Source organism: Oscillospiraceae bacterium, assembly GCA_031265355.1.
Lineage (GTDB): Bacteria > Bacillota > Clostridia > Oscillospirales > UBA929 > JAIRTA01.
On record JAISCT010000070.1, the window covers coordinates 1 to 21,892 of the forward strand.

The window sequence follows — 21,892 nt, forward strand, 5'->3', positions numbered from 1 at the left end:
CAAGAGGCGCGACCATTTCTCTGGCCTGCGCTTCCTCTCCCTCTTTGTACTTGACGATGTATCTCTGCACCGGCACAGCCACTCTTTGCGGGATTTGCTCCCATTCGTCCTGCAGCGAACCCCCCCACGTCGTCCCACTCAGCAGTGAACTTTCGGATACATTCGAAAAATTCATGGCTGTGTCGCCACCCGTAGATTCCGTCTGCCAAGAACTCTCACTTGTCGCTTTGTATTCATTTTTCATGAACACGAACGGATCTCCCTCTTGTAATGTTACCTGCATGTCGAGCGGCCCCGAAGCTGTCGCGACAGAAGATATCTGCGCTGTCCAAACGCCAACGGCTGTCACTGTCAGCAGTACGGCAAAGGCCAGCACAAAACTCATCACTCTTGTTCTTGTCTTCATATCCCATTCCCCCTGTTAAAATACTTTCACCGAATTGATATCCTCATCATGGAAGCTGCACCGCTTACATCTTTGTCTGTGACAACGTATTAATGGAGCGGTCCTCCGGCACGGCGACTTCTCTCGGCTACCGCGCCAGCATCTCCTGCAGATCGGTCCCCGGAGACAAGACGGGCATCGTCAGTTCAGACGCAAAAAAACCGCCGCCCGGAAACTGCCCGGTGTACCGGGTATTTCCTGTGACGGCGGTGGGCTTTCCAGTCGCTGTTCATCTACCATGTATCTGAATGGGCTGCCCACTTCCCATTGTACTTGCGCGTCCTGCGCCTGCGCCGGAAGCAGCGCCGCCATGGCGGCCACGGTGGTTACGAATAGTACGGAAAACGCCAGGAAAAGACTGGTTACATGTCGCTTCATGTTATTTGCCCCCTGCATTGTTGGGTTCCAATTGAATCCATTATAGTTCATAATTTACAAAAGTAAATAGAAAAATTTGTAAAAACCACACAAGTTCCAATTATATCCTTGTCAATCTCCTCGGATTGTTGTCATCCCCTTTGAACTTCACAAAAAATTTACTGTTTTGTCATATTTTTGTTTGCCCGGTGTGCGCCAAAAAAAATTTCACATTTTTTGATGCGCGCCGGGGAAACGCCGCGCTGGAGCTATATTCTCGCGGCTGACCCCAAAAAACAACACGCCCACACAGGCCGGATCTTCCTCAGCCTGTGTGGGCGTGTCTTTGTTCATCTTGCGTGGGATACCTCTCCCGCGCTGTGGCGGATGTGACGGGGCTGCCCCAGCTGCTCGTAAGGGTCTGTCGGGAAATAAAGTGTGCAGTTGGCGCAGCAATTTTGTGTTCCGGCAAGGCGCCGGGTTCCGCGAATACTTGTAGTATTCAAGGGTTCCGGCAACGCGGCCGGGGCGCAAAAGGGCAAGTCAAATGTATAGGTTATTTTTCGACAGACCCTCAGCGCCAGTTGAGGCTGCGCTGTTCGAAATAGGCCTTGGGATGGTTGCAAGTCGGGCACTTTTCGGGGGCGAAGAGGCCCTCGTGGATGTGGCCGCAGTTGCGGCAGATCCAATAGACTTTCTTGCCCTTCCGGAAGACGAGGTCGTTTTCTACGTTGGAGAGGAGGGTTAAGTAGCGCTGTTCATGCTCCGCCTCGATGGCGGCCACCTTGTCGAAGAGGAAAGCGATGTCGGTGAAACCCTCCCGGCGGGCCTCTTCGGCGAAGTTTTTGTACATGTCGGTCCACTCGTAGTGTTCGCCGGCCGCGGCGTCCTTGAGGTTTTCCGCCGTGCCGGGGACATGGCCGCCGTGCAACAGCTTGAACCAGAGTTTCGCGTGTTCTTTCTCGTTCTCCGCAGTCTCCAAAAAGAGCGCCGCGATCTGCTCAAAACCGTCTTTTTTGGCCTGCGAAGCATAATACGTGTATTTGTTGCGGGCCTGGCTCTCGCCGGCAAACGCAGTCTCCAAGTTTTTTTCGGTGTTGGACCCCTTCAGTTCAGGCATATACACACATCCTTTCTAAGCAAATCTCGTCAAATTCAGTCCACGCGTTTTCAGAGCTGCGCCTTCCAGAGGCCATGCAGATTGCACCAGGCGTAAACGGCGTCGCAGTGTTCGTCGGAGAGCGTGAAGCTGGGCGTGTCCCCGGGCGAGAGGAAACGAAGGGAGACCTGTGCGCCGCTTAGCACCGCGACGAAACCGATGAAGTGCTTCTCCTCCATGGGGTGTGTGACCGAGCCGACCGTCACGGTCAGCCGGCCGTCCGCGCGCGTCACCACGGGGACATGCTTCTCCTGCGCCGCGTCGGTGGTGTTTGGAGCCAGTTCGGACATGGGTTCGCCGCAGCAGACCAGGGGTGCGCGCCCGTCGTACAGCTTCCAGGCCACCGTGTTGCAGTGGGCGCAGCGGAAGAAGACAAGGGGTGTTGTCAAAAGAATCGCCTCCTATGCAATAAAATGATTCCATTCCGGAAAATGGTTCCGTTCCGGACCCGCCGCGGGGGACCGGCTGCCCATGGGCGCGCACGGGCCTGTGCGCGGACCGACGGAGAGGGCAGGGCGCGCCGAAGGCGCGCGGGAAAGCCTACCATTAGTACCTTGTTTAGTACCTTGTTGCCGCGAAGCGGTAACAAAAAAACAAGAATGTGGGTTGTGGGAGGCAGGTGCAACCCACATTATATATATCGATATCCTATCTCGAAAGAATACAAAACGCAAGGTAAAAATTTATGCTTCTTTTTCAAACATAAATCCACCGCGGCGGCGCATACTAAGGCGGGCGCACAATAGCATGCCCGAGACAGCTAAAAATTTACAACAGGGCGCTCCCCACAACCCCGTACGCGGCGCCGCGCCGTGTCCGGCGGACATGTAGGGAGGCGCCCAACCACGATTGCTGGAGAGGATGTCGATATGATCCTGCCAAAACCGCTTGCGTGGGCCGGCTCCACGCTGTTGCTGGCCGCCACGCTGACCACTTGCAACGGACGCGCGCCGCGTCGGCCGACCCCTACGCCGCCCACCCAGCCCGCGGTCTCCCCCAGTCCAGGTGCCGCGCCCAGTCTGACGCCGGACGCCAGCCCGCAGTTGCAGCCCAGTCCCAGCGCATCGCCCAGCCCCAGCGCATCACCCAGCGCCAGCACGTCCCCCAGCCCTAACGCGTCGCCCGGCGGGGCCCGATCCAGCCCCGGCGCCGCGTCGGACGTCCTGCCATCTCTCGCGACGACGTCCACGCCGGCGCACTGAGTCGCATCCCACTGCGCGCACCGTCGTTGAAAAAGATTGTCTCCTCCGTCACAACTGCTATATATAGTATATAACCACTATATATAGTATATTCCGGGGGAGACAATCTTTTCTGTTTGCGCGTATAAACCGTAAAAATCATGAGAGGGTATTTTCAACGGAAAGGCCGTAGGCCGCGATGCGGTATGTTCCAGCGGGTAAGTCGCCATACATCTTTAAGTAATACGTCTGGTTTTTCTTCTCGCCGGCTTGCAGGAGCAGGGCAATGTCGTGAAAGCCCCAATGTTTCGGCATGACGGGAATCTCATACCACACGTCCTCCAAGAACACTTGCAGGGCATAGTATTCTCCATAGTGCCAGCTTGTGCCGCTGTTTGCCGCGATCGTTACGGTTACCATGTCTTTGTCCCATGATTCCAAAGTCATCGTAACACCGTCGGGCGGTTCCAATTCTGCGACAGGAGTCAACAGCGTGCGGTTCCAGCCGTTTTCATCCTGTGTGAGGAAGTGCGCACAGGGGAAATAGGTGAAAGAAAAATCTCCTTGCTGGTCAGACCAAGGGTATTGTGTCTCCAGCTCGGCAAAACTGAAATCAAAACGATATACAGTCCCGTCCTGCGAAATCCAGTATCCATTGGACCAAGCGGCAAATAGCCCCGAACCGTCCGTCGCGGTTATCTCAAATCCATAGATGGGTAGGGTTATGTCGTCCAAAGACCAGTTTTTGGCCGCGACGGCGCAGACGGCGTCCAACGCGCTGAGGATACTTTTGGTTGTATTGCTGTCGTAAGAATAGGAAAGAGAAGTCTCTTCTCCGTCAAAGCGGTAAAACGCCAACGCGCTCGTGATGGGAGACGCGCCGTTCATAAGTCCGTTTGACGTCGTCTGAGGCGCTGTTACGCTGTCGCTGGCGGACTCTTGCCCGTCTTGCTGAGACGCTCCTGTGTCGTCCTCTCTGTCTTGCGCCAAAAATTCGGCGCTTCCATCTTGCGCGCGCTCATTTGGCAAGGCCCTGCCGCAAGATGTTACGCCTACCATCAGTGCCGTGAAGAGTGAGATCGCTATGACTGTCAGAAATGTTTTTCTCATGTTCTTCGCATCCTTCATCTTTCAATGCATCCCCATTACATAGTTCACGCTCACGTGTCCACTGTCAATTGTTTCAACAGGTCTCGGATCTCGGTGAGAAGAGCAGTGGAGTCGGGCGCCGGCGGGGGCGGCGGTTCCTCGGCGGCCTCCCGGCGGCGCAGGGCATTGATGCATTTGACGAGGAAGAAGACGCACAGCGCGATGAGAAAGAAATCGACGACGGTCCTTAGAAAATTGCCGAGGCCGAGTTGTACGGGGGCGCCGCCTGTCCAGAGGGCGGGCAGGGTGATGTTGAAGGTCGAAAAGTCCACGCCGCCGAGCAGCACGCCGATGGCCGGCATGATGACGTCGCCAGCCAGGGAGGTGGAAATCTTCCCAAACGCGCCGCCGACAATGACGCCGACCGCCAGGTCGACAAAGCTGCCGCGCAGCGCGAGCTCCCGGAATTCCGCCCGCAGACGGGCAAATCGATCCGTTCGCTTCATCGGGCCGGCGCCTCAAGGCGTGTGAGCCCGTTCATGTAGGGCCGCAGGGCCTCCGGGATGGTGACGCCGCCGTCTTCACACTGATAAAGCTCCAAGATGGCGGCGGTGGTCCGGCCGACGGCCACGCCCGAGCCGTTTAACGTATGGACGAATTCCGGTTTGTCTCCCTCCCGCCGGAAGCGGATCCCGGCCCGGCGAGCCTGGTAGCTTTCGAAGTTCGAACAGGAGGAGATCTCCACATAGCGTCTGTACGAGGGCATCCAGACCTCGATGTCGTAGGTCATGGCGGAGGCGGCCGAGAGATCCCCGCCGCAGAGACGTACCACCCGGTAGGGTAGACCCAGGCGCGCCAAGACCTCCTCCGCGTCGGCGGTGAGCGTCTCGAGCGCCGCGGCGGAATCCTCCGGGCGGGTGAATTTGACGAGTTCCACCTTGTTAAACTGGTGCTGGCGGATGAGGCCGCGCGTGTCGCGCCCGGCGCTGCCGGCCTCGGCGCGGAAGCAGGCCGAGTAGGCACAGTAGGAGAGGGGCAGTCGATTTTCCGGGAGAATCTCCTCTCGGTGCATGTTGGTCACCGGCACCTCGGCGGTGGGGATGAGGAAGTAGTCGGTGTCTTGCACCTTGAAGGCGTCCTCTTCGAATTTGGGGAGCTGCCCGGTACCGGTCATTGCGCTCCGGTTCACGAGAAAGGGCGGAAAGATCTCCGTGTAGCCCCGGGCCGTATGGGTGTCGAGGAAGAAGTTGGCGATGGCCCGTTCGAGGCGCGCGCCAAGGCCGCGGTAGAAGTGGAACCGCGCGCCGGTGACCTTGGCGGCCGTGGCCGGATCGAGGAGGCCCAGCGCCTCGCCGATCTCCCAATGGGGCCGGGGCGGAAACGGAAAGACAGACGGTACGCCGAAGCGGCGCACTTCCGCGTTTTGGTCACTGTTTGCGCCTCGGGGCGTGTCCGACCGGGGCAGGTTGGGCAGACCGAGCAAGGCCGCCTGCAAAGACTGTTCCGTCTCGCGCAGCGTCTCCTCAAGGGCGCCGGCCTGGGCGGAGATCTCCTTCATGCGCGCCATCAGGTCCGAGGTGTCGGACCCGCTCTTTTTGAGAGCGGGGATCTGTTTGGAGGCGGCGTTTTGTTCGGCCTTGAGCGACTCCGTCTGCGAGAGGATCTGCCGGCGGGCGGCGTCCAGCGCGGCCACCCGGCGCACCTCCTCGCCGAAGTCCTTCTCCCGCAAGGAGAGTCGGTCGATCACCGCCTGCGGGTCTTCGCGGATCTGCCGAATGTCCAGCATGGTTTCCGCTCCTTTTTTACTGAAATGATGCGCATCGACAATGCGCGCTGTCAATGCTGTCAACGGTTAAAAGTCGTCATTTTCCTTCGGACGGCTGATTTTTGCGAATCAATTCGGCCGCCAACTGCGTGTAGGCGTCCGCGCCGCGGGAGGCGCGGTCGTAACGGTGGACGGGGACGCCGTGGCTGGGAGCTTCGGAGAGGCGGACGTTGCGCGGGATGACGGAGGCATACAATTTGCCGGGGAAAAACCGCTTGACCTCGGCCGCCACCTGCAGCGAGAGGTTGGTGCGCCCGTCAAACATGGTCAGCAAAATTCCCTCCACATCCAGCGTCGGATTGAGCCGGGTCCGCACGGCCCGAATCGTGTACATCAAGTCGGAGAGGCCCTCCAGTGCATAGTATTCGCACTGAACAGGCACCAATACGGTGTCGGCGGCGCAGAAAGCGTTGAGCGTGAGCAGCCCCAGCGAGGGCGGGCAGTCGATCAGCAGGAAGTCGTAGCGGAGCCGCAGCGCCGCCAGTGCGGTCGCCAGCAGGTATTCCCGCTTTTCCATCTCGACAAAATCGATCTCGGCGCCGGAGAGGGCCTTGTTGGCCGGCAGTACGTCCCCATAGTGGGTGGAGACGAGCGCGCGGGACGCCTCCACGCTGCCCAGCACCACATCGTAGATGGAGGGCGCCCGATTTTTGTCGACCCCCATGCCGGATGTCGAATTGCCCTGCGGGTCAAAGTCGACCAGCAGGGCCTTCAGATTTGCGTCATGCAGCGCACAGGTCAGGTTGACGCAGGTGGTGGTCTTGCCCACGCCGCCCTTTTGGTTGGCGATTGCGATGATTTTGCCCATGACCACGTTCCTTCCCAAAGAGGACTCCCCCGAAGGGGACGGGAGCGCGAAATTGTTTCACGTGAAACAATCATTGTTTTCTGTCGATGTGCATCGAGCCCGAAGACACAGTTGTGGACCTGTCGAGAGGAGCGGCCCACGGTTTCACCTGCACCAACAATGGCCGTCAGTCGAAAGAGTGGACGACGCGGCCGGCGATGTCGGCGCGGCGGTTGCGAAGACAGGCCCGGAGCATATTGTCAAGGGACTGCCCCTCGTAGGTTGCGAGTCCGAATTGAATGTGTACGTCGAAATCGAAGCAGGAGGAGAGATCCTTGCGAACCGCGCGCAGGATCCGGCGTGCGGCGGACTCCGCGGCGCGCCAGGAGGTCTCGGCGAAGAGAACACCGAAGAGGCGCTCCTCAAGATAGCCGACGCGATCGATCGAGCGCACGTAATGGGAGAGCAGGTAGCCGACGTATTTGAGCAGCCGCGCGGCCTGGCCGGCGCCCGCCGCCCGATCTGGCAGCGCCACCTGAAAAGCGGCCAGCGTGAAGGGCCGGGCGTATCGCTTGTAGCGGTAAATCTCCGGGGCCAGCATCTCCTCAAAACCTTGCCGGTTCGGCAGCCCCAACAATGTGTTTGTGGTCTTTAAGTAACGCTCCCAGCGGCCAAGCAGCAGAGATTCCTCCTGTGTCAGAGAATCCACCTTGAAGTGCGCCATCAGCGGGGTGAGATCCCGGTACCCCAGGTAGAGGCGCCAGGCGCCCCGCTCCAGCACGGCATACTTGGTAAAGGCGTACTCGGTCACGACACCTGTCTTCCGATTCTTCTCCTGTACCGTCACCCGGTATTCCTCTGCGAGGAAACGGGTGCGGTCCTCCATACGGAAACCGGGATGAATTTTATAGAGCGACAGCGAGAAGGGGCCAATCTCATAGGTGGCGGAGACAGAAGTTTGCCACTCGACGAAATCGCCGAAAGAGAAATGCGACTTATCCGTCTCGCTGACCAGCGCGAAGGCCTCCTGATGGCGGCCGGCCGAGAGGTGAGAGAAGTAGTCGTGGACCAGTTGGCGCGCCTGAGGCGTACCCATCTGGGTCGCAGACGGCTCCGAAGCCGGGGGTTTCACCGGCACGGCGACGCGGCGGCGCAGCCATTCGACGTGATAGACGGCGCGCCGGTCCGCGTCGCCGAGCACCTCATAGGCGGCGTTGATCGCCGCGATCCGGGTCTGCGCCTGCGGGGAGTTGTTCAGATCCGGGTGGTATTTTTTGCACAGTCGCTTATAAGCGCCCTGGACGACCTCTTGCTCGGCCTCCGGGTGGACCTGCAGCACGCTGTAATGGTCGACAAAACTGCCCAACGGGCCACCGCCTTTCGTATCTGAGGAACTGTTCGACAATGCTTTCCCCATGTCTCCATTGTAGCTTTTCGCACAGGCCTTGTCAACAATCTCCAAACGCTCGCGCCCGCGCCATGGGCGCAGGCGGCGTCCCCGGTGAGCCGAGCTCCGATAAGAAGTACCCTTGTTGCCGCGAAGCGGCAACAAAAAACAAGAATTTGGGTTGTGGGTTGCAGGTGCAACCCACGTTAGTCTGTAGAAATGGACAAGTACCACTATATCTTGTGGTTGGCACCGAGCCACAGTCATTATAGAGTGCTCAGACGCGAAATACTTGTGTCGAACTTTTGACGCAAGAGACGAAAAACGGCGAAGGATTGCGGCAAAAAGACAGGAAAAGATGCGCGGGCGAGCGTTGAACGTTCTCTCAGGGTCTGTCGGGGAATAAAGTGTGCAGTTGGCGCAGCAATTTTGTGTTCCGGCAACGCGGCCAGGGCGCAAAAGAGCAAGTCAAATGTACAGGTTATTTTTCGACAGACCCTCAGCCTTTGCTGGAAAAGAAGGGGGACAGCGCCGCGGCGAAGCCACTCATGGGCATGGTCTGCAGCACCACCTGCCCGGGGCCCGTGACCCGTGTGTTGAAGAGACCTTCGCCGCCCAGCAGCTTGTTTTTCAGACCGGGCACCTGCTGGATGTCTATTGAACAAGTGGCGTCGGCCATGGCGAGGTTGCCGGTGTCGACGATCAGACTCTGGCCGGGCTGCAGCGTATACTCGACGGCAAAGCCGTCGATTTCCAAAAAAGCGAGGCCGTGGCCCGAGAGGCGCTGCATGATGAATCCCTCGCCGCCGAAAAAGCCTACGCCCAATTTCTTCTGCAAGTGGATGGACAGTTCGACGCTGGGCTGAGAGGCGAGAAACGCGGATTTTTGGCAGATGATCGGGTGGTCCGGGGTGATCTGGACCGGACGGATCGCGCCGGGGAAACTGGAGGCAAAGGCGATCATCCCGACGCCGCCCTGCGCCGTGTAGACGTTCTGGAACATCGATTCGCCCGAGAACATGCGCCCAAAGGCCTTGCCAATGGACCCTCCCGCGTTGGTGTCCATCTGCATATTGGGGGTCATCCACGCCATGGACCCGCGCTCCGTGAGCATGGACTCGCCGGGCTGCAGCGTACAGACGACCACCGGCATCGGTTCTCCCAAAATGTTGTACTCCATTTGTTTTCCTCCTTCCCGGGGCGCGGCAAAACAAACGCCCCGCAGAGTGCTTTGCCCGCCGGCGGCGGCCAGTGCACCTCTTTGGGGCTTATTATACGCCGTTTTGCGTCAAAAAGAAAGAGAAAAATCCCGCACAATCCGTTCGCAAGGGATTGTTTAACCGTTCCATGACGATGAGATTCTCAAGATAGGCGTCAGATTGAAGAATCCGTGGTTGTCCGAATAGTCGTAATCGGGGATGCCCGCGACAGCCAGCCGTTCGACTCCGTCTTCGTATACATACAGATCATATGCGTCGCCGTTTAGCCGCACATAACAGAGGGCCCGATCTTGGTCGATGTAGCGCGGCCACATGGCGAAGCCCGTGTCCGTGATGCGTGTGTTCCGGCCGGTCGTCAGAGAGTACTCCCAGATGCCGTGCTGCTCATAGTATTCTCCGTTTCTTTCCAATGCCACAGATGCGGCGACATAATCATAATCGGCAAAGGATTTGCCCGCCGAATAGACAAGTTTTTGGCCGTCATGTGAAAAACAGGGGTTCATCGCACCGCCGCTGTCTTCATCGCTCACGCTTGTCATCTTCTTCGCAGCCGGATCCCACAGGCGGAGCGTCTTGTTTTCATTCGTCATCTCCCTGCCGACGCCATGCATAAAAGCAAGCGTCCCGTCTGTGGGATGGATCGAGAAATTCTCCGATCTTTGCAGGGAGGGGAAGTCAAGGGGCGTATACGTTTGGGCATGACTGTCATAGACGGCCACGGAAACGCCGTCGGTCGAGATGGATCCGGAACGTGTCCTGCCGATCAGATAGAAATACCTGCCGTCGGCGGAGACACCGATGGGTGGGTGAAGGGTGCCGACGCCCGGTTCGACAAGCTCATTGAGGACGATCATCGACGCGCTGCGGTCAGAAAGATCGATTTCAACAACACCCTCGGCATCGTCCCCGCGCCGCACGGCATAGAGTTTTTCCGGTGCCGCGACCAGCTCGGTGTAAGCGCAGCTGCCGTCAAGGAAGAGGTCGCCGTGGCCGTCGGACAGATCGTATGTGTACAATCCTCCGCTGGCCGGGGCGTACAGAAACGCGCCGGCCGCAAACACGTATCCCGCCTGTCCGACCTCTTCGCAGAGCAGCCGCGGCTCGCAGGGCGGGCCGTCGAAGTCGACGGGAACAAGAAACAGGGCCGCGCCCTTTGTATAGGCGGCCAGTTTGTGATCGGCCGACAGTTCCAAAGAGAAGCTGAACTGGGTCACCCGCGGGATACCCGTGGCGACAAGCGAACTGGCATCCAGACAGATCTCCTCGCCGGTGAGCAAGTCGGCGGCATAAAGACCATCGCTTCTCACATACAGGGCCACGTCGTCGCGCGCGCGGATCGCGGCCAGAGAATCGACAGCCCATGGCCGGAGGGAAACCGTCGTGAGATCGGCCGCAGGGGACAGTTCAACACCCTGAGACGGAGCGCTCTCCGGAGGAGGCGGCGGAGAGGACGCGGGGGAGCTCTCCGGAGGGGGCGTGGGAGAGACTTCATAGACGGTTTGCGCCCCCGGATCTCCACAGGCCGTGAGAAACGAAGTGCACAGCGCCAACAAAACGAGACATTTGCCTATCTTTTTGATCATCTGACGATCGCTCCTTGCCAGAATTTGCCAACACACAGTGCTCCGGCGTTGATTTGCTCCGGCGCTAATTTTGTTGCGTTTTACCCTTTGGGCGGGCATGTCTTCGCGGAGGCCGGCGGGTCTGCGGGATCCGCCGGTTCGGTGAAAGGGCTGCCGCCGGACTCGGGTTCCGGGCCGGCGAAGCGGTGCAGCAGGTCCTCGTAGAAGGCGACCGCCAAGCCCAGGCCCTCCAGACTCACGCGCTCGTCGGCGGCGTGCATGCGCGCGCTCTCGTCCGGCGCGAGCACGAAGGGGCAGAAACGAAACACATGGGCGGAGAAGGATTCGTAGCGCCGCGCATCGGTGGCCGAAGCCAGCAGGACGGGTACGACTGGCACGGCCCCAAAGACGGCCCGCACGCTCTCGCCGAGCCGCGCGAAGGGCACGCCCCGATAGTCGGAGATCTGGGAGGCCTCCTGCAAAAAAAGGGTGGAAGTCTCGATGTCCAGTCCGGAGAGCAGGTCCCGCAAGTAGGCGAGAGTGTCCTCACCCCGTTCCCCGTGCAGCAGCCGGACGTTCAGCACGGCCTCGGCAGCGTCCGGCAGGACGTTCGGGGCCGAACCCGCCTGTGCCGTCGTGGGCGCGAAGGTCGTACGCACCCAGGCGGTCTCGCCGCAACGCACCAGCCGGCGCAGCAGGAACCGACGCAACAGGCGGCGGTTGGCGATCAAAAAACGCCACGAGAAGGAGAGATACGGCGCGAGCGCCGCCAGAAGATCGGTGATCAGCGGGGTGAGGCGGGCTGGGCCGGGCCGAAATTCCACCCGACAGACGGCCTCGGCGATCCGGCCGAGCGCCGTGTGCCGCGGCGGATGCGCGGCGTGACCGCCCGTGCTCCGGGCGGTGAGGCGCACGTTCATCATGCCTTTTTCGCTCACGCCGATCTCGGCCACCGGGCGGCGAAGCGAGAGGGCGCCGCGGCTCAGTGCACCGCCCTCGTCGAGGACCAATGCGAAGCGGAGATTTCGCTTGGCAAACAGCGCGGCCAGCGCGCCGGCGCCCTCCGCGCCGCCGGTCTCCTCGTCGTGCCCGAACGCAAAGTAGATGTCACGCGTGGGCGAAAACCCCTGCCGAAGCAGGCCTTCGGCGGTCTCCAGCAGACAGGCGACGAGGTGCTTGCAGTCCAGCGCGCCGCGCCCCCACACGTGGTCGTCCTCGATGCGGCCCTCGAAAGGCGGGCAGTGCCAGGCCCCGCCATCGGCGGGCACCACATCGAGATGCGCACAAAAAAGCAGCGGATCTCCCTGCGGATCCGATGCTTTCCAGCGGTAGAGCAAACTGAATGATCCGACGCTCTCCCGTTCCATCGTCGCATGGACAAAGGGATAGCGGCGCTTCAAGTCGTCGTGCAGACGCACCCACTCGGCGTGCTCTTGGGGCGCGTCGTGGGAGACGGTTTTGTATCGGATGAGCGCGCCCAGGGTCTCGGCGACGCGCTGTGCGGTCTCCGGATCCGCCGCGCGGCCGAGGACCGGAACCACCCGCGCCCGGCCGAGCCGGCCGGTGCGGACAAGCATCCGCGCGGCCGTCAGCGCGAGTGCAGCCGCCAGCAGGGCAAGGGCCAACCAAACACCCGACGGCATATCAGTGGCAGTGTTCGCAGTCGACGTTGCAGCCCACGATGGGCACAGGATCGATACCCTGTCGGCGGTAATAGTCGGAGATCGCGGATTTGATGGCCTCTTCGGCCAGCACGCTGCAGTGCATCTTGATGGGCGGCAGGCCGTCAAGCGCCTCGGCCACGGCTTTGTTGGTCAGCGCCAGCGCCTCTGCGACGGTCCGCCCCTTAACGAGTTCCGTCGCCATGCTGGAGGTGGCCACGGCGGCGCCGCAGCCGAAGGTTTTGAACTTGACGTCCGAGATGACGTCGTTTTCAATGCGCATCATCATCTTCATGATGTCGCCGCACTTGGGATTGCCCACCTTGCCCACGGCGTTAGCGTCCATCAGTTCGCCCACGTTGCGGGGATTTGAAAAATGATCCATGACCTTGTCAGAATACATGGTTACAATCAGTCCTCTTTCCGTCTGAAGAACTGTCGGACAGCCCCTCAGAGAATTGGATTCAGGCGGGGGCGCCCGGGGTCCAGAAACGCTCCGTGGGAGACAAGGTCTCCTCGTTCCACAGGGGCGACATCCGGCGGCTCCGGGTCACGGTGTTTGTGACTTGCTCGATGAGGTAGTCGATCTCCTCCTCGGTGTTGTTTTCGCTGATCGTGAGGCGCAGCGAGCCGTGGGCGACCTCGTGGGGCAGCCCGATGGCGAGCAGCACGTGCGAAGGGTCCAGCGAGCCGGAGGAGCAGGCCGAGCCCGACGAAGCGCACACGCCCGCCATGTCGAGCCCGAGGACGAGAGATTCGCCCTCGACCGCTTCAAACACAAACGAGATGTTCCCCGGCAGCCGGTGTACGGGGTCCCCGGTCAGGCGGGAGAAGGGGATCAAGGAAAGATTCTCAATGACGCGCGCGCGGCGGGCGGTGACGAGGGCTTTTGTCTCCGGCAGGGTCCGCACGGCGTGCGTCAGCGCGGCCGCGAGCCCCACGGCGCCGGCCACGTTCTCCGTGCCCGAGCGCTGGCCCCGCTCGTGCCCGCCGCCATGCAGCAGCGGCGCGATACGCACCCCCTTGCGGATGTACAGGGCACCTACGCCCTTGGGGCCGCCGAACTTGTGCCCGGCCAGCGAGAGCAGGTCGACGCCCAAATCGGTCACGTCCACCGGAATGTGCCCGACCGCCTGTACGGCGTCCGTGTGAAAGAGCGCGCCGTGGGCGCGCGTGACGGAAGCGATCTCGCGGACGGGCTCGATCGTGCCGATTTCGTTGTTGGCCGTCATGACGGAGACGAGGATGGTGTCCGGGCGGAGCGCGGCGCGCACCTGCTCGGGGCTTACGCGGCCCTGTTCGTCCACCGGCAGCAGGGTGATCTCATAGCCCTGTTTGGCCAGGTACTCCGCCGTGTGCAGCACGGCGTGGTGCTCGATGGCGGTGGTGACGATGTGGCGGCCCCGCGCGCAGCGCGCCTCGGCCGCGCCTTTGAGAGCCCAGTTGTCGGCCTCGGTGCCGCCGCCGGTGAAGTAGATTTCCTCCGGCTTGGCGCCGAGAGCGCGGGCCACATCCTCCCGCGCGCCGTACAGAGCCCGGGCCGCCTCCCGCGCGACGCCGTAGACCGAGGAGGCATTGCCGAAATTGTCGCGCAGGAAGGGGAGCATCGCCTCGAAAGCCTCTTTGGACAGCGGCATGGTGGCCGCGTTGTCGGAATACACAAACATGTTTCATTCTCCTTCGCTGGATACCCAAACTATTCTCATGATATGCCCGGTGCCGCCGCAAGTCAAGAAAAGTCTTTTGGTGTTTTGGTAATATTTTATGATTCCGCCGCCCGCGCCGGTGCCTGTCCGCCCAGAAGAAGGGCCTGCCTGCGTGGGAGGCTGTACTGGGAAATGAAAAAAGCGCCCCGCCTTCGGCAGACGCACTTCTGACACCTGTCCTCCCTACAAAATGTGTACAAAACAGTCTTTGTACACAAAACGAAAAAGCGCCCCGGCGGCAGGGCGCGCTGACAGAGACACGGTACCGCCGGAATCGGTCACGGCCGGTCCACCAGGAAATACGAAAGGATACAGTCATGGTTGCGGACGCAGAGCTGCACATGCGTCAATGTCCGGAGCAAGGAGCCCGGGAAGATCGGCTCCCCATCCTCAAAAGCGCAGCGCAAGGAGTCAAAGGGAGGCTTCCCGTAATGCAAGCGGTATCTGTGCAAATGTTCAATCACGGCACAGTCGAGATGCCTGCCTCCGGACGTATTTTTCGGAAGGGGCGCCCGAAGCAGGGTCATTTCGGCCAGAAAGATCTCATAGTGCCGCCGCAAAGTATCCACACACTTCGGCTGCAACAAATCAAGACAGCGCCCGAGCTTGATGCGGGCGCCGAGTACGGCCGGGTTCGGGTGGCGCTGCGCCCAATCCCAGGCCCGGATCGGGTTGTTTTCCCAGAAGTAGATCCCATGGCCGAGCCAATCGTAATCGTTGGTGCTCATATGCAGGGACTCACCCCACAAAAGCACCTTGTCCGCGACGAACCCATCGCATCCGTGGTATCCCGTCTTCTCGAAGCCGACCACCACGGATGACATAACGGCATCCCCTCCACCAGGTTATTCTCTATAGAGTTCCGTTAAGTTGCCGTCGGGGCCGAGAATGCCCGCCAAAATCATTCTCTCCCGTGCGACATCTGCGGCAGCGAGGCGATCCGGGTGATTTTCCGGCAGCGTCAGGACATGTTTCAAGTGCCGCAGATACCGCTTTTGGTCACGCGCAAATAGCGCCTCGGACAAAAGAGGAGCGCGCCGTGCGACCGGCGCGGGCCTGGCTGGCGCGGTTGCGCCGGAAAGAAGGGCTTGCTCCTGTTCACGCACGAGATCCACAGCGTTGTCGCCTCTTTTCTTACGGCGTCCGCCCATGTGTCATTCCTCCCCACAAGACAGTCTATGTACATAACGCCGGCCGGCAGACCAGACGTACGGGGAGAAAGGGGGCGGAGCGGTGTGTAGTTCTCCAACGAATGACAGTAGTTTATCACAGCCCCAGGCCACTTGCAAGAAAAATTTGCGAAAACACGGCGTTTTCCTGCCATACTCCCACTTATTATATCGTGAGAACGCAGACAGGTCTGAAGACGGACCGCCGCCGGGGCGCGGGGTCCGTACAAAGACCCCGCCTACAGCGCGTGCGAGAAACGTTCGATAATATATAAGTATATCGAAGACAAGCGCTACCTATCTAACGTGGGTTGCACCTGCAACCCACAACCCAAATTCTTGTTTTTTGTTGCCGCTTCGCGGCAACAAGGTACTAATAAGGGGATGACGGCATGAAGAATCGGCATGGCGTTCGATTCCGAATCACGGCGGCCTCCACGGTCTGTTTTTTGGTGGGCATGCTGGCGATCTTGCTGACGCTGTTTTTGTATTTGCGTTCCGCGTTTGGACAGTTGACCGAGAGCGCAGTCAGGGAGCAGGGAGAGAAATACGCCCATCTGATCCAGAGTCAATTTGAAAGCCCGGTCTCTTTCCTCTCCGGCGTCAGCAGCGTAATAGAGGCGCAGATGGAGACGGGCGGCACAGACAGGGTCGCCCTGCAGCAGTTCCTCTTCCACGCGTTTGAGAAATACACAATCTCCGAGGGCACGGCCTTCATGCTGGAGCCCAATGTGTACGATGGGCTCGACAGCCAATACGTCGGCACGGACTACGGCACCAAGATAAGCGGGCGCGTCTCCTATTATTATTACCGGGAGGGCGGCCAAACACAGTACCTGCCGCAGACAGAGGACGACGAACAGGAATTTGTCCAGCCCTATTACACAGAACCCAAGGCGCGCAAAGCGCCCACGTTTTCCGAGCCGTATCTCTACACCGTCGGCGGCAGCACGGCGTATATGATCACGGCGTCGTACCCGCTCATGAGCGACGCCAAAGAGGTGCTGGGCGTGATGACGGTCGACTTGTATCTGGACAGCATCCACGAGGCGCTGTCGAAGGAGAAAGTATATGACACCGGCTACATCGCGGTGACCACCGAGGGTGGCCGGCTGCTGTACGGCCCGGTGTTGGACGACGTAGGGGAACCCGCCGAGTCCGTCGGGCTCGCGTATGAACGCCCCGCCGCCGGGGAGACGGCGCGTTACACGCGCGTGAACTCCGCGGTAAACGGCAAGCCCAGCCTGGCCGTCACGATTCCCGTCGCCCTGGATGCGGCGGACAGCCGGTTCTATGTGACGGTGATCGCGCCGGAGAGCGAGGCGAACGCGGTCTACGAACGGCTGCTGCTGCTGACGTTCGGTTTGGCGCTCCTCGTGTGTCTGGCGATCATTCTCGTGCTCCGGTCGGCGACGGGACGGATCATCCGCCCGCTGAACCGGATGATGGGTTTCCTCAAACGGGTCGGCGAGACCGGCGATCTGACGCTCACGGACGGGGAGCGGACGGATATCGAGGAAATGGCGCGGGGCCAAGACGAGATAAGCCGGTCGTTCGCCGCCTTTGGCGGCATGATGGCGCATCTCGCGAGCTGCGGCCGCACGCTCCAGGCCGTGGCGCGGCGCGACTTGGCGATCGAGGTGGAGCGGTTGGGCGAGAAGGACACGATCGGCGTGGCGCTGGGTGAGATGGTAGAGAAGTTAAACGAAATGTTTGGTGAGATCAACGCCTCGGCCGGCCAGGTGGCCGCCGGGTCCCAGCAGATTGCGGACGGGGCACAGCTTCTGGCACAGGGCGCGGACGAGCAGGACGCGGCCATCGAGCGGCTCTCCGGCGCCATCTCGGAGATGTCGAATTCCATCCAGGACGCCGTTTCATACGCGCGGGACGCTGCGCGGATGACCGGCGCTATACGAGAGAAAGCCGAGGAGGGCTCGGAGCGGATGCACGCGATGGTGGATGCGGTGCAGGAGATCAGCGGCGCGTCGCAGAGTATCAGCAAGGTGATCCGGGTCATCGACGACATCGCATTCCAGACGAACATTCTGGCGTTGAACGCCGCGGTGGAGGCGGCGCGGGCGGGGCAGCACGGCAAGGGCTTTGCCGTGGTGGCCGAGGAGGTGCGCAGCCTGGCCGCGAAGAGCGCAAAGGCGGCGAAGGACACGGAACTGCTGATCGAGAACTCCATCGCCAAGGCCGACCTCGGCGTCCAGATCGCCGGGGAGACGAATGAATCGCTGCGGGAAATAGTGGACGGCATCGTCGATTCCAACCGGATCATCGGGGAGATCACCGCCCGGGCGGACGAGCAGAGCGCCGCCGTCGAGGATCTCAACTTGGGGATCGAGCAGGTGACGCAAGTGGTGCGGCAAAACAGCGCCACGGCCGGGGAGAGCGCCGCCGCGTCGGAGGAACTGAGCGGCCAGTCGGCGACGCTGAGCGGTCTCGTGTCACAGTTCCAGCTCCGCCGCGGCCCCGCTCGCCTAGCGGCGCATAACAGGCTTTCTCTCGACGCGTAAGCCTGTTCGTTTTTCCTTTGTGCAAGAGAGGCGGCCCGCCGAATGGGTCGCCTCTCTCTGCGCATGAAATGATAAATATTGAAAATTGCCAGTTATTTCAAGAGCCAGTCCAGCGCGTTAATTTGTTTTATGCCGTTATGTGAGGTGAGCGGTGTGTTGTCCATTGTCAAAAGGAATTTCGGGTTATGATCATTGATGGAGTCCAATGAGGCAAGCTCACGGCGCAAGGTTGCGCCGCTCGGGTCAATCACGGTGTGCGCCACTTGATAGTATTCCTCACCCTCCTCACCGACAGCGATAAAGTCAACCTCCGCATTTCCGATCTTGCCGATATAGACTTCATAACCCCGGCGCATCAATTCAAGGAATATGATATTTTCAAGAATATGCCCTAAATCCGCTTTTTTAGTTCCAAGCAGAGCATAGCGCAAACCGATGTCGGCGGCATAATATTTATGGCCTGTTTTCAGATGCTGCTTGCCCTTTATGTCATACCGCCCTGTCTGATACAGGATAAAGCTGTCGGTCAGCGCAGTCAGATAGCTTTCTACCGTATGGACGGCGATTTTTCGTCCTGCAGAGGTCATTGTATCCGCAAGGCTTTTTGTAGAGCAAAGATTGCCGATGTTATCAAACATAAAGCGGACGACACTTTTGAGCATGGCGATGTCGGGAAATTTTTTGCGGGCAACGACGTCCTTCAAAACAATCGTGTCATATATTCCTTGCAGATACTGCCGCCTATCCTTTTGGTTTGAGATTTCTAAGGCGTAAGGGAACGCGCTGTTTTGGATATAGTCGGCGTACAGCCGTTCAAGATTCGTGTTCTCAGGAAACGCAGAAACGTACTCCTTGAAAGACAGCGGCAGCATTTTGATTTCCACATACCGCCCCGAAAGTAGGGTGGCCAGCTCCCCCGAAAGCAAGTAAACGTTTGAGCCTGTGATGTATACGTCACAGTTTTTCTTGACATACAGGCTGTCAACGCATTTTTGAAACTCTGTTACCCGCTGGACTTCATCTAAAAAGATGTACATCTTTTTGTCCGGCACAATGTGCGCCAATACAAAGCTGTATAGCTGCTTATATGTTTCTATCTCGTCGTATTCCCCTTCTTCAAGGTTGATAGAGATAATCTGCTCGTCCGTAACGCCGTCTCCGCGCAGGTAATTCTGGTACAGTTCGAGCAGCGTGGATTTGCCGCACCTGCGTATCCCCGTAACGACCTTGATGAGTTGTTTGTCCCGAAAACGGATAAGGTTATCGAGGTGCGCTTTGCGCGCTATCATATAGCCGCCTCCAATTCACAATTTGCAATTAGTGTACCACAACCTTCTTCAAGCGTCAAGTGTTTGCAAGAGTACTGCAAACACTTGCTTTCAATACGCGGAAAATTTTTGGAAATATTTCTTGACAAGGTGATTAGACGGGCGTATAATAAGAGCGTTAAGAGACAATTGTATAACGAAAGGGTGAGACGATGGGTGAGACGATCAGACGGCTGCCCGATGCGGAGCTGGAGGTCATGCTGGTGATCTGGGAGGCCGACGGGCCGGTGAACTCTCAGTATGTTTTGGAGCGGATCGGCCGGCGGCGGTCCTGGCAGCGGGGCACGCTCCTGACCGTGCTCGCGCGGCTGACGGAGAAGGGCTTTTTGTTCTGCCAGAAGCAGTACCGCAACAATCTGTACAGCGCGCGCGTGGAGCTGGAGACATACCGGCAGAGCGAGGGCCGGGCGATGTTTGGAAAGCTGTACGGCAATTCGTTTGAGAACCTGGTGGCCTCCTTTTACCGCGGGCAGGTGATCTCAAAGGAAGACCTATCGAAACTGCGGGCCTTTCTCGAAAGCGCCGAAGAGGAGGAGGAGGGGGAGGAGACATGACGGACAACGCATTTGTGGCAGGGTTGCTGCTCACGTCTCTGACCACCAGCCTTCTGGTGCTGCCGTTGAAGCTGCTCACCGGGTATCTCGGGAAACGCTATACGCCCAAATGGAAATATTGGGCGTGGCTGGCGCTCTCCCTGCGCCTGCTGATCCCCATCGCCGCGGCGGCGCCCCGCGCGCCAATCCAGATCCCCATACCCGCGCTGCGCATCGAACGCCCCCTCCCGGCAGCGGACCCAGCCGCACCCGCCCTCACGGGAGCACTCAGCACTCAAAACTCAGCACTCAGCACTCCGGCGCCGCAGGCGCCGGCCCCGGTCCCGGCCCAAAACGCCCTTACAGAGGAACTCAGCACTCAGCACTCAAAACTCAGCACTCCGCGCGCAAGCGCGGCCCACGTCTGGCTGCTGGGCGTCGTCTGCATGGCGGTCTATCACATCCTCGGGTACGGTCTCGGCCGCAGGCGGCTCCTCCGGTGGAGCGTGCCGGCCGGGGAGAGCGCGGCGGGCGCGGTCTACGCGTGGCTCGCACAGGAGATGGACATACAAAAGCCGCCCCGCCTGTACATCAGCCGCCGTGCGGCGGGCCCGCTGCTCACCGGGCTTGTGAAGCCCATCATCGTGCTGCCGCACGGCAGTGACAGCGAGGCGGAGCTGCGCCTGATTCTGCGGCACGAACTCACGCACAGCAAGCGGCGCGACGTGTGGTACAAACTGCTGCTGCTCACGGTCAATGTGCTGCACTGGTACAATCCGCTTGTGTACCTGATGCGCCGGGAGGCGGAGGAAGATCTGGAACTGGTTTGCGACAGGGAGACGACCAAGAGCCAGACCTTCGCGGAAAAACAGGAATATGGAGGGGTTATTTTGAAAACGGCATCAGAAAAGCGCGTTCATTCGGCCATGTCCACTTCGTTTCCGAGCACGGCGAAAATACTTCGGCGGCGGCTGGAGAACCTTCTTGCGGGCCAGAAAAAATCGGGCGTCATCCCCTTTTGCGCCTTCTTGCTGTTGGTGGGCGTGACGGGCACGCTGGCCGCCTGCCAGCCGGTACCGCCGGCGCCCATGGGAGAACTCAACATTCAGAACTCAGAACTCAGCACAGCGGCGCCGCCCGCGCCGCCGCTGTCCGACGTCATGATTGATGTCGAACCGCCCGTAACGGCAGAACAGAGTGAATTTCCCAGGAAACTGGCCAGTCTCGACGAAGCCGTCGTGATAGAAACGGTCAGGAAGGACATGGAAGACTTTTGGGACATCAGCCTTGAGGGGATCCCTGTGTTCGTCAATGAAGTAGACGAGTTCAGCAACGAAGGCACACCGAAGAGACTTGTCACCTTTTTCTCTGAGGAGCAATCTTTGCTCTATGACGCCACCATTGAGATAGGGACACAGACGCTCATAGAGCTGGACTCGCTGGACCACAGAGCCAAGACCGTAGCGGACGCATTCAAATCCGAGGACTACATCGCCGCCGCCGCCGCGATCGCCCGAGACAAACTGTCCCTCTCGCCGGACAGTACAAAGGCCGTCTGCTATTTGCCGACGGGCAGAGACAAGGAGATCCTTGACTATTATTTTGTTCGCGTGGTGTTCCCTGACGATCTCTTCTATGTAGAAGTTTCGATAGACGACCTGTCGCCTCTGTGCTATCGGTTTTTCTCAGACGCCAACGAATTGGAGGCGCATCTCGCGAGGGACTCGGTGGTTTTATAGCGGGAAGCGGGCCGCCGGGCGATATACAAACCGAGTGGGTGTTCGAACATGAATGAGCCGTCCCCTTTATGGGCCAAAATCGTTGTTCTCAGCGACGCAAAGTCCCCGCCGGGCGCCTGACTGTGCCCGGCGGGGACTTTTAATGTCAAACACGATAAGCGAGTGACGATGGAGGGAAAACAAATTGTGCGTCCAAAAAAACCTCTGCCAATGCGGACTCAGTAA

The 21,892-nt window shown here is 59.7% G+C and carries 21 protein-coding genes; 3 read left to right on the plus strand and 18 right to left on the minus strand.

The features are described 5' to 3' along the window. The 17 genes from LBK75_10650 to LBK75_10730 all read right to left on the minus strand — a co-directional run. Positions 1–406 (minus strand): hypothetical protein (locus LBK75_10650; protein ID MDR1158739.1); only part of this gene is annotated, 406 nt, incomplete at its 3' end. Positions 407–586: 180 nt separating this feature from the next. Beyond that, positions 587–823: a hypothetical protein gene (locus LBK75_10655; GenBank protein MDR1158740.1), complete on the minus strand. Its 237-nt coding sequence runs from the start codon at positions 821–823 to the stop codon at positions 587–589. Between the two features lie 553 nt (positions 824–1,376). Continuing rightward, complete coding sequence (locus tag LBK75_10660) at positions 1,377–1,922, minus strand: rubrerythrin family protein (GenBank protein ID MDR1158741.1); 546 nt, start codon at positions 1,920–1,922, stop codon at positions 1,377–1,379. Positions 1,923–1,972: 50 nt separating this feature from the next. Beyond that, positions 1,973–2,350: a desulfoferrodoxin gene (locus LBK75_10665; GenBank protein MDR1158742.1), complete on the minus strand. Its 378-nt coding sequence runs from the start codon at positions 2,348–2,350 to the stop codon at positions 1,973–1,975. A gap of 371 nt (positions 2,351–2,721) precedes the next feature. Beyond that, positions 2,722–3,150: a hypothetical protein gene (locus LBK75_10670; protein MDR1158743.1), complete on the minus strand. Its 429-nt coding sequence runs from the start codon at positions 3,148–3,150 to the stop codon at positions 2,722–2,724. A 151-nt stretch (positions 3,151–3,301) separates the two neighbouring features. Continuing rightward, positions 3,302–4,252, minus strand: coding sequence for a hypothetical protein (locus LBK75_10675; GenBank protein MDR1158744.1), 951 nt, complete (start codon positions 4,250–4,252; stop codon positions 3,302–3,304). 50 nt (positions 4,253–4,302) lie between these two features. Continuing rightward, entirely contained in the window at positions 4,303–4,737 is a 435-nt protein-coding gene (gene mscL, locus LBK75_10680) for a large-conductance mechanosensitive channel protein MscL (GenBank protein ID MDR1158745.1), read from the minus strand. Continuing rightward, positions 4,734–6,017: a serine--tRNA ligase gene (gene serS / locus LBK75_10685; GenBank protein ID MDR1158746.1), complete on the minus strand. Its 1,284-nt coding sequence runs from the start codon at positions 6,015–6,017 to the stop codon at positions 4,734–4,736. Before serS ends, mscL begins: the two co-directional genes overlap by 4 nt. Before the next feature lie 76 nt (positions 6,018–6,093). Then, the gene (locus LBK75_10690; GenBank protein ID MDR1158747.1) at positions 6,094–6,864 is read right to left on the minus strand and encodes a ParA family protein; all 771 of its coding nucleotides are present in this window, start codon (positions 6,862–6,864) and stop codon (positions 6,094–6,096) included. A gap of 166 nt (positions 6,865–7,030) precedes the next feature. Beyond that, positions 7,031–8,209 (minus strand): DnaJ domain-containing protein, encoded by a 1,179-nt coding sequence (locus tag LBK75_10695; GenBank protein ID MDR1158748.1) that lies wholly within the window; start codon positions 8,207–8,209, stop codon positions 7,031–7,033. A 520-nt stretch (positions 8,210–8,729) separates the two neighbouring features. Beyond that, positions 8,730–9,410, minus strand: coding sequence for a TIGR00266 family protein (locus LBK75_10700; protein MDR1158749.1), 681 nt, complete (start codon positions 9,408–9,410; stop codon positions 8,730–8,732). A 156-nt stretch (positions 9,411–9,566) separates the two neighbouring features. After that, positions 9,567–11,033: a hypothetical protein gene (locus tag LBK75_10705; GenBank protein ID MDR1158750.1), complete on the minus strand. Its 1,467-nt coding sequence runs from the start codon at positions 11,031–11,033 to the stop codon at positions 9,567–9,569. An 80-nt stretch (positions 11,034–11,113) separates the two neighbouring features. After that, a complete protein-coding gene (locus LBK75_10710) occupies positions 11,114–12,637 on the minus strand; it encodes a M20/M25/M40 family metallo-hydrolase (protein MDR1158751.1) in 1,524 nt (507 codons plus the stop codon). A gap of 19 nt (positions 12,638–12,656) precedes the next feature. After that, on the minus strand, positions 12,657–13,076 hold the full coding sequence (gene nifU / locus LBK75_10715) for a Fe-S cluster assembly scaffold protein NifU (GenBank protein MDR1158752.1): 420 nt from the start codon (positions 13,074–13,076) through the stop codon (positions 12,657–12,659). A 61-nt stretch (positions 13,077–13,137) separates the two neighbouring features. After that, complete coding sequence (locus LBK75_10720) at positions 13,138–14,340, minus strand: aminotransferase class V-fold PLP-dependent enzyme (protein MDR1158753.1); 1,203 nt, start codon at positions 14,338–14,340, stop codon at positions 13,138–13,140. A gap of 317 nt (positions 14,341–14,657) precedes the next feature. After that, complete coding sequence (locus LBK75_10725) at positions 14,658–15,203, minus strand: hypothetical protein (GenBank protein ID MDR1158754.1); 546 nt, start codon at positions 15,201–15,203, stop codon at positions 14,658–14,660. A gap of 21 nt (positions 15,204–15,224) precedes the next feature. Beyond that, the gene (locus LBK75_10730) at positions 15,225–15,494 is read right to left on the minus strand and encodes a hypothetical protein (protein ID MDR1158755.1); all 270 of its coding nucleotides are present in this window, start codon (positions 15,492–15,494) and stop codon (positions 15,225–15,227) included. 446 nt (positions 15,495–15,940) lie between these two features. On the opposite strand from LBK75_10730, the gene LBK75_10735 reads away from it, so the two are divergent. After that, positions 15,941–18,067 carry a methyl-accepting chemotaxis protein gene (locus LBK75_10735; protein ID MDR1158756.1) on the plus strand — a complete coding sequence of 709 codons (2,127 nt, stop codon included), beginning with the start codon at positions 15,941–15,943 and terminating at the stop codon, positions 18,065–18,067. A 92-nt stretch (positions 18,068–18,159) separates the two neighbouring features. Here the strand turns inward: LBK75_10735 and LBK75_10740 are convergent, their stop codons facing one another. Then, positions 18,160–19,356 carry an ATP-binding protein gene (locus tag LBK75_10740; GenBank protein ID MDR1158757.1) on the minus strand — a complete coding sequence of 399 codons (1,197 nt, stop codon included), beginning with the start codon at positions 19,354–19,356 and terminating at the stop codon, positions 18,160–18,162. Positions 19,357–19,547: 191 nt separating this feature from the next. On the opposite strand from LBK75_10740, the gene LBK75_10745 reads away from it, so the two are divergent. After that, positions 19,548–19,949 (plus strand): BlaI/MecI/CopY family transcriptional regulator, encoded by a 402-nt coding sequence (locus LBK75_10745; GenBank protein ID MDR1158758.1) that lies wholly within the window; start codon positions 19,548–19,550, stop codon positions 19,947–19,949. Beyond that, the gene (locus tag LBK75_10750) at positions 19,946–21,667 is read left to right on the plus strand and encodes a M56 family metallopeptidase (GenBank protein ID MDR1158759.1); all 1,722 of its coding nucleotides are present in this window, start codon (positions 19,946–19,948) and stop codon (positions 21,665–21,667) included. The genes LBK75_10745 and LBK75_10750 overlap by 4 nt, the downstream gene beginning before the upstream one ends. The last annotated feature ends 225 nt before the right edge of the window (positions 21,668–21,892 follow it).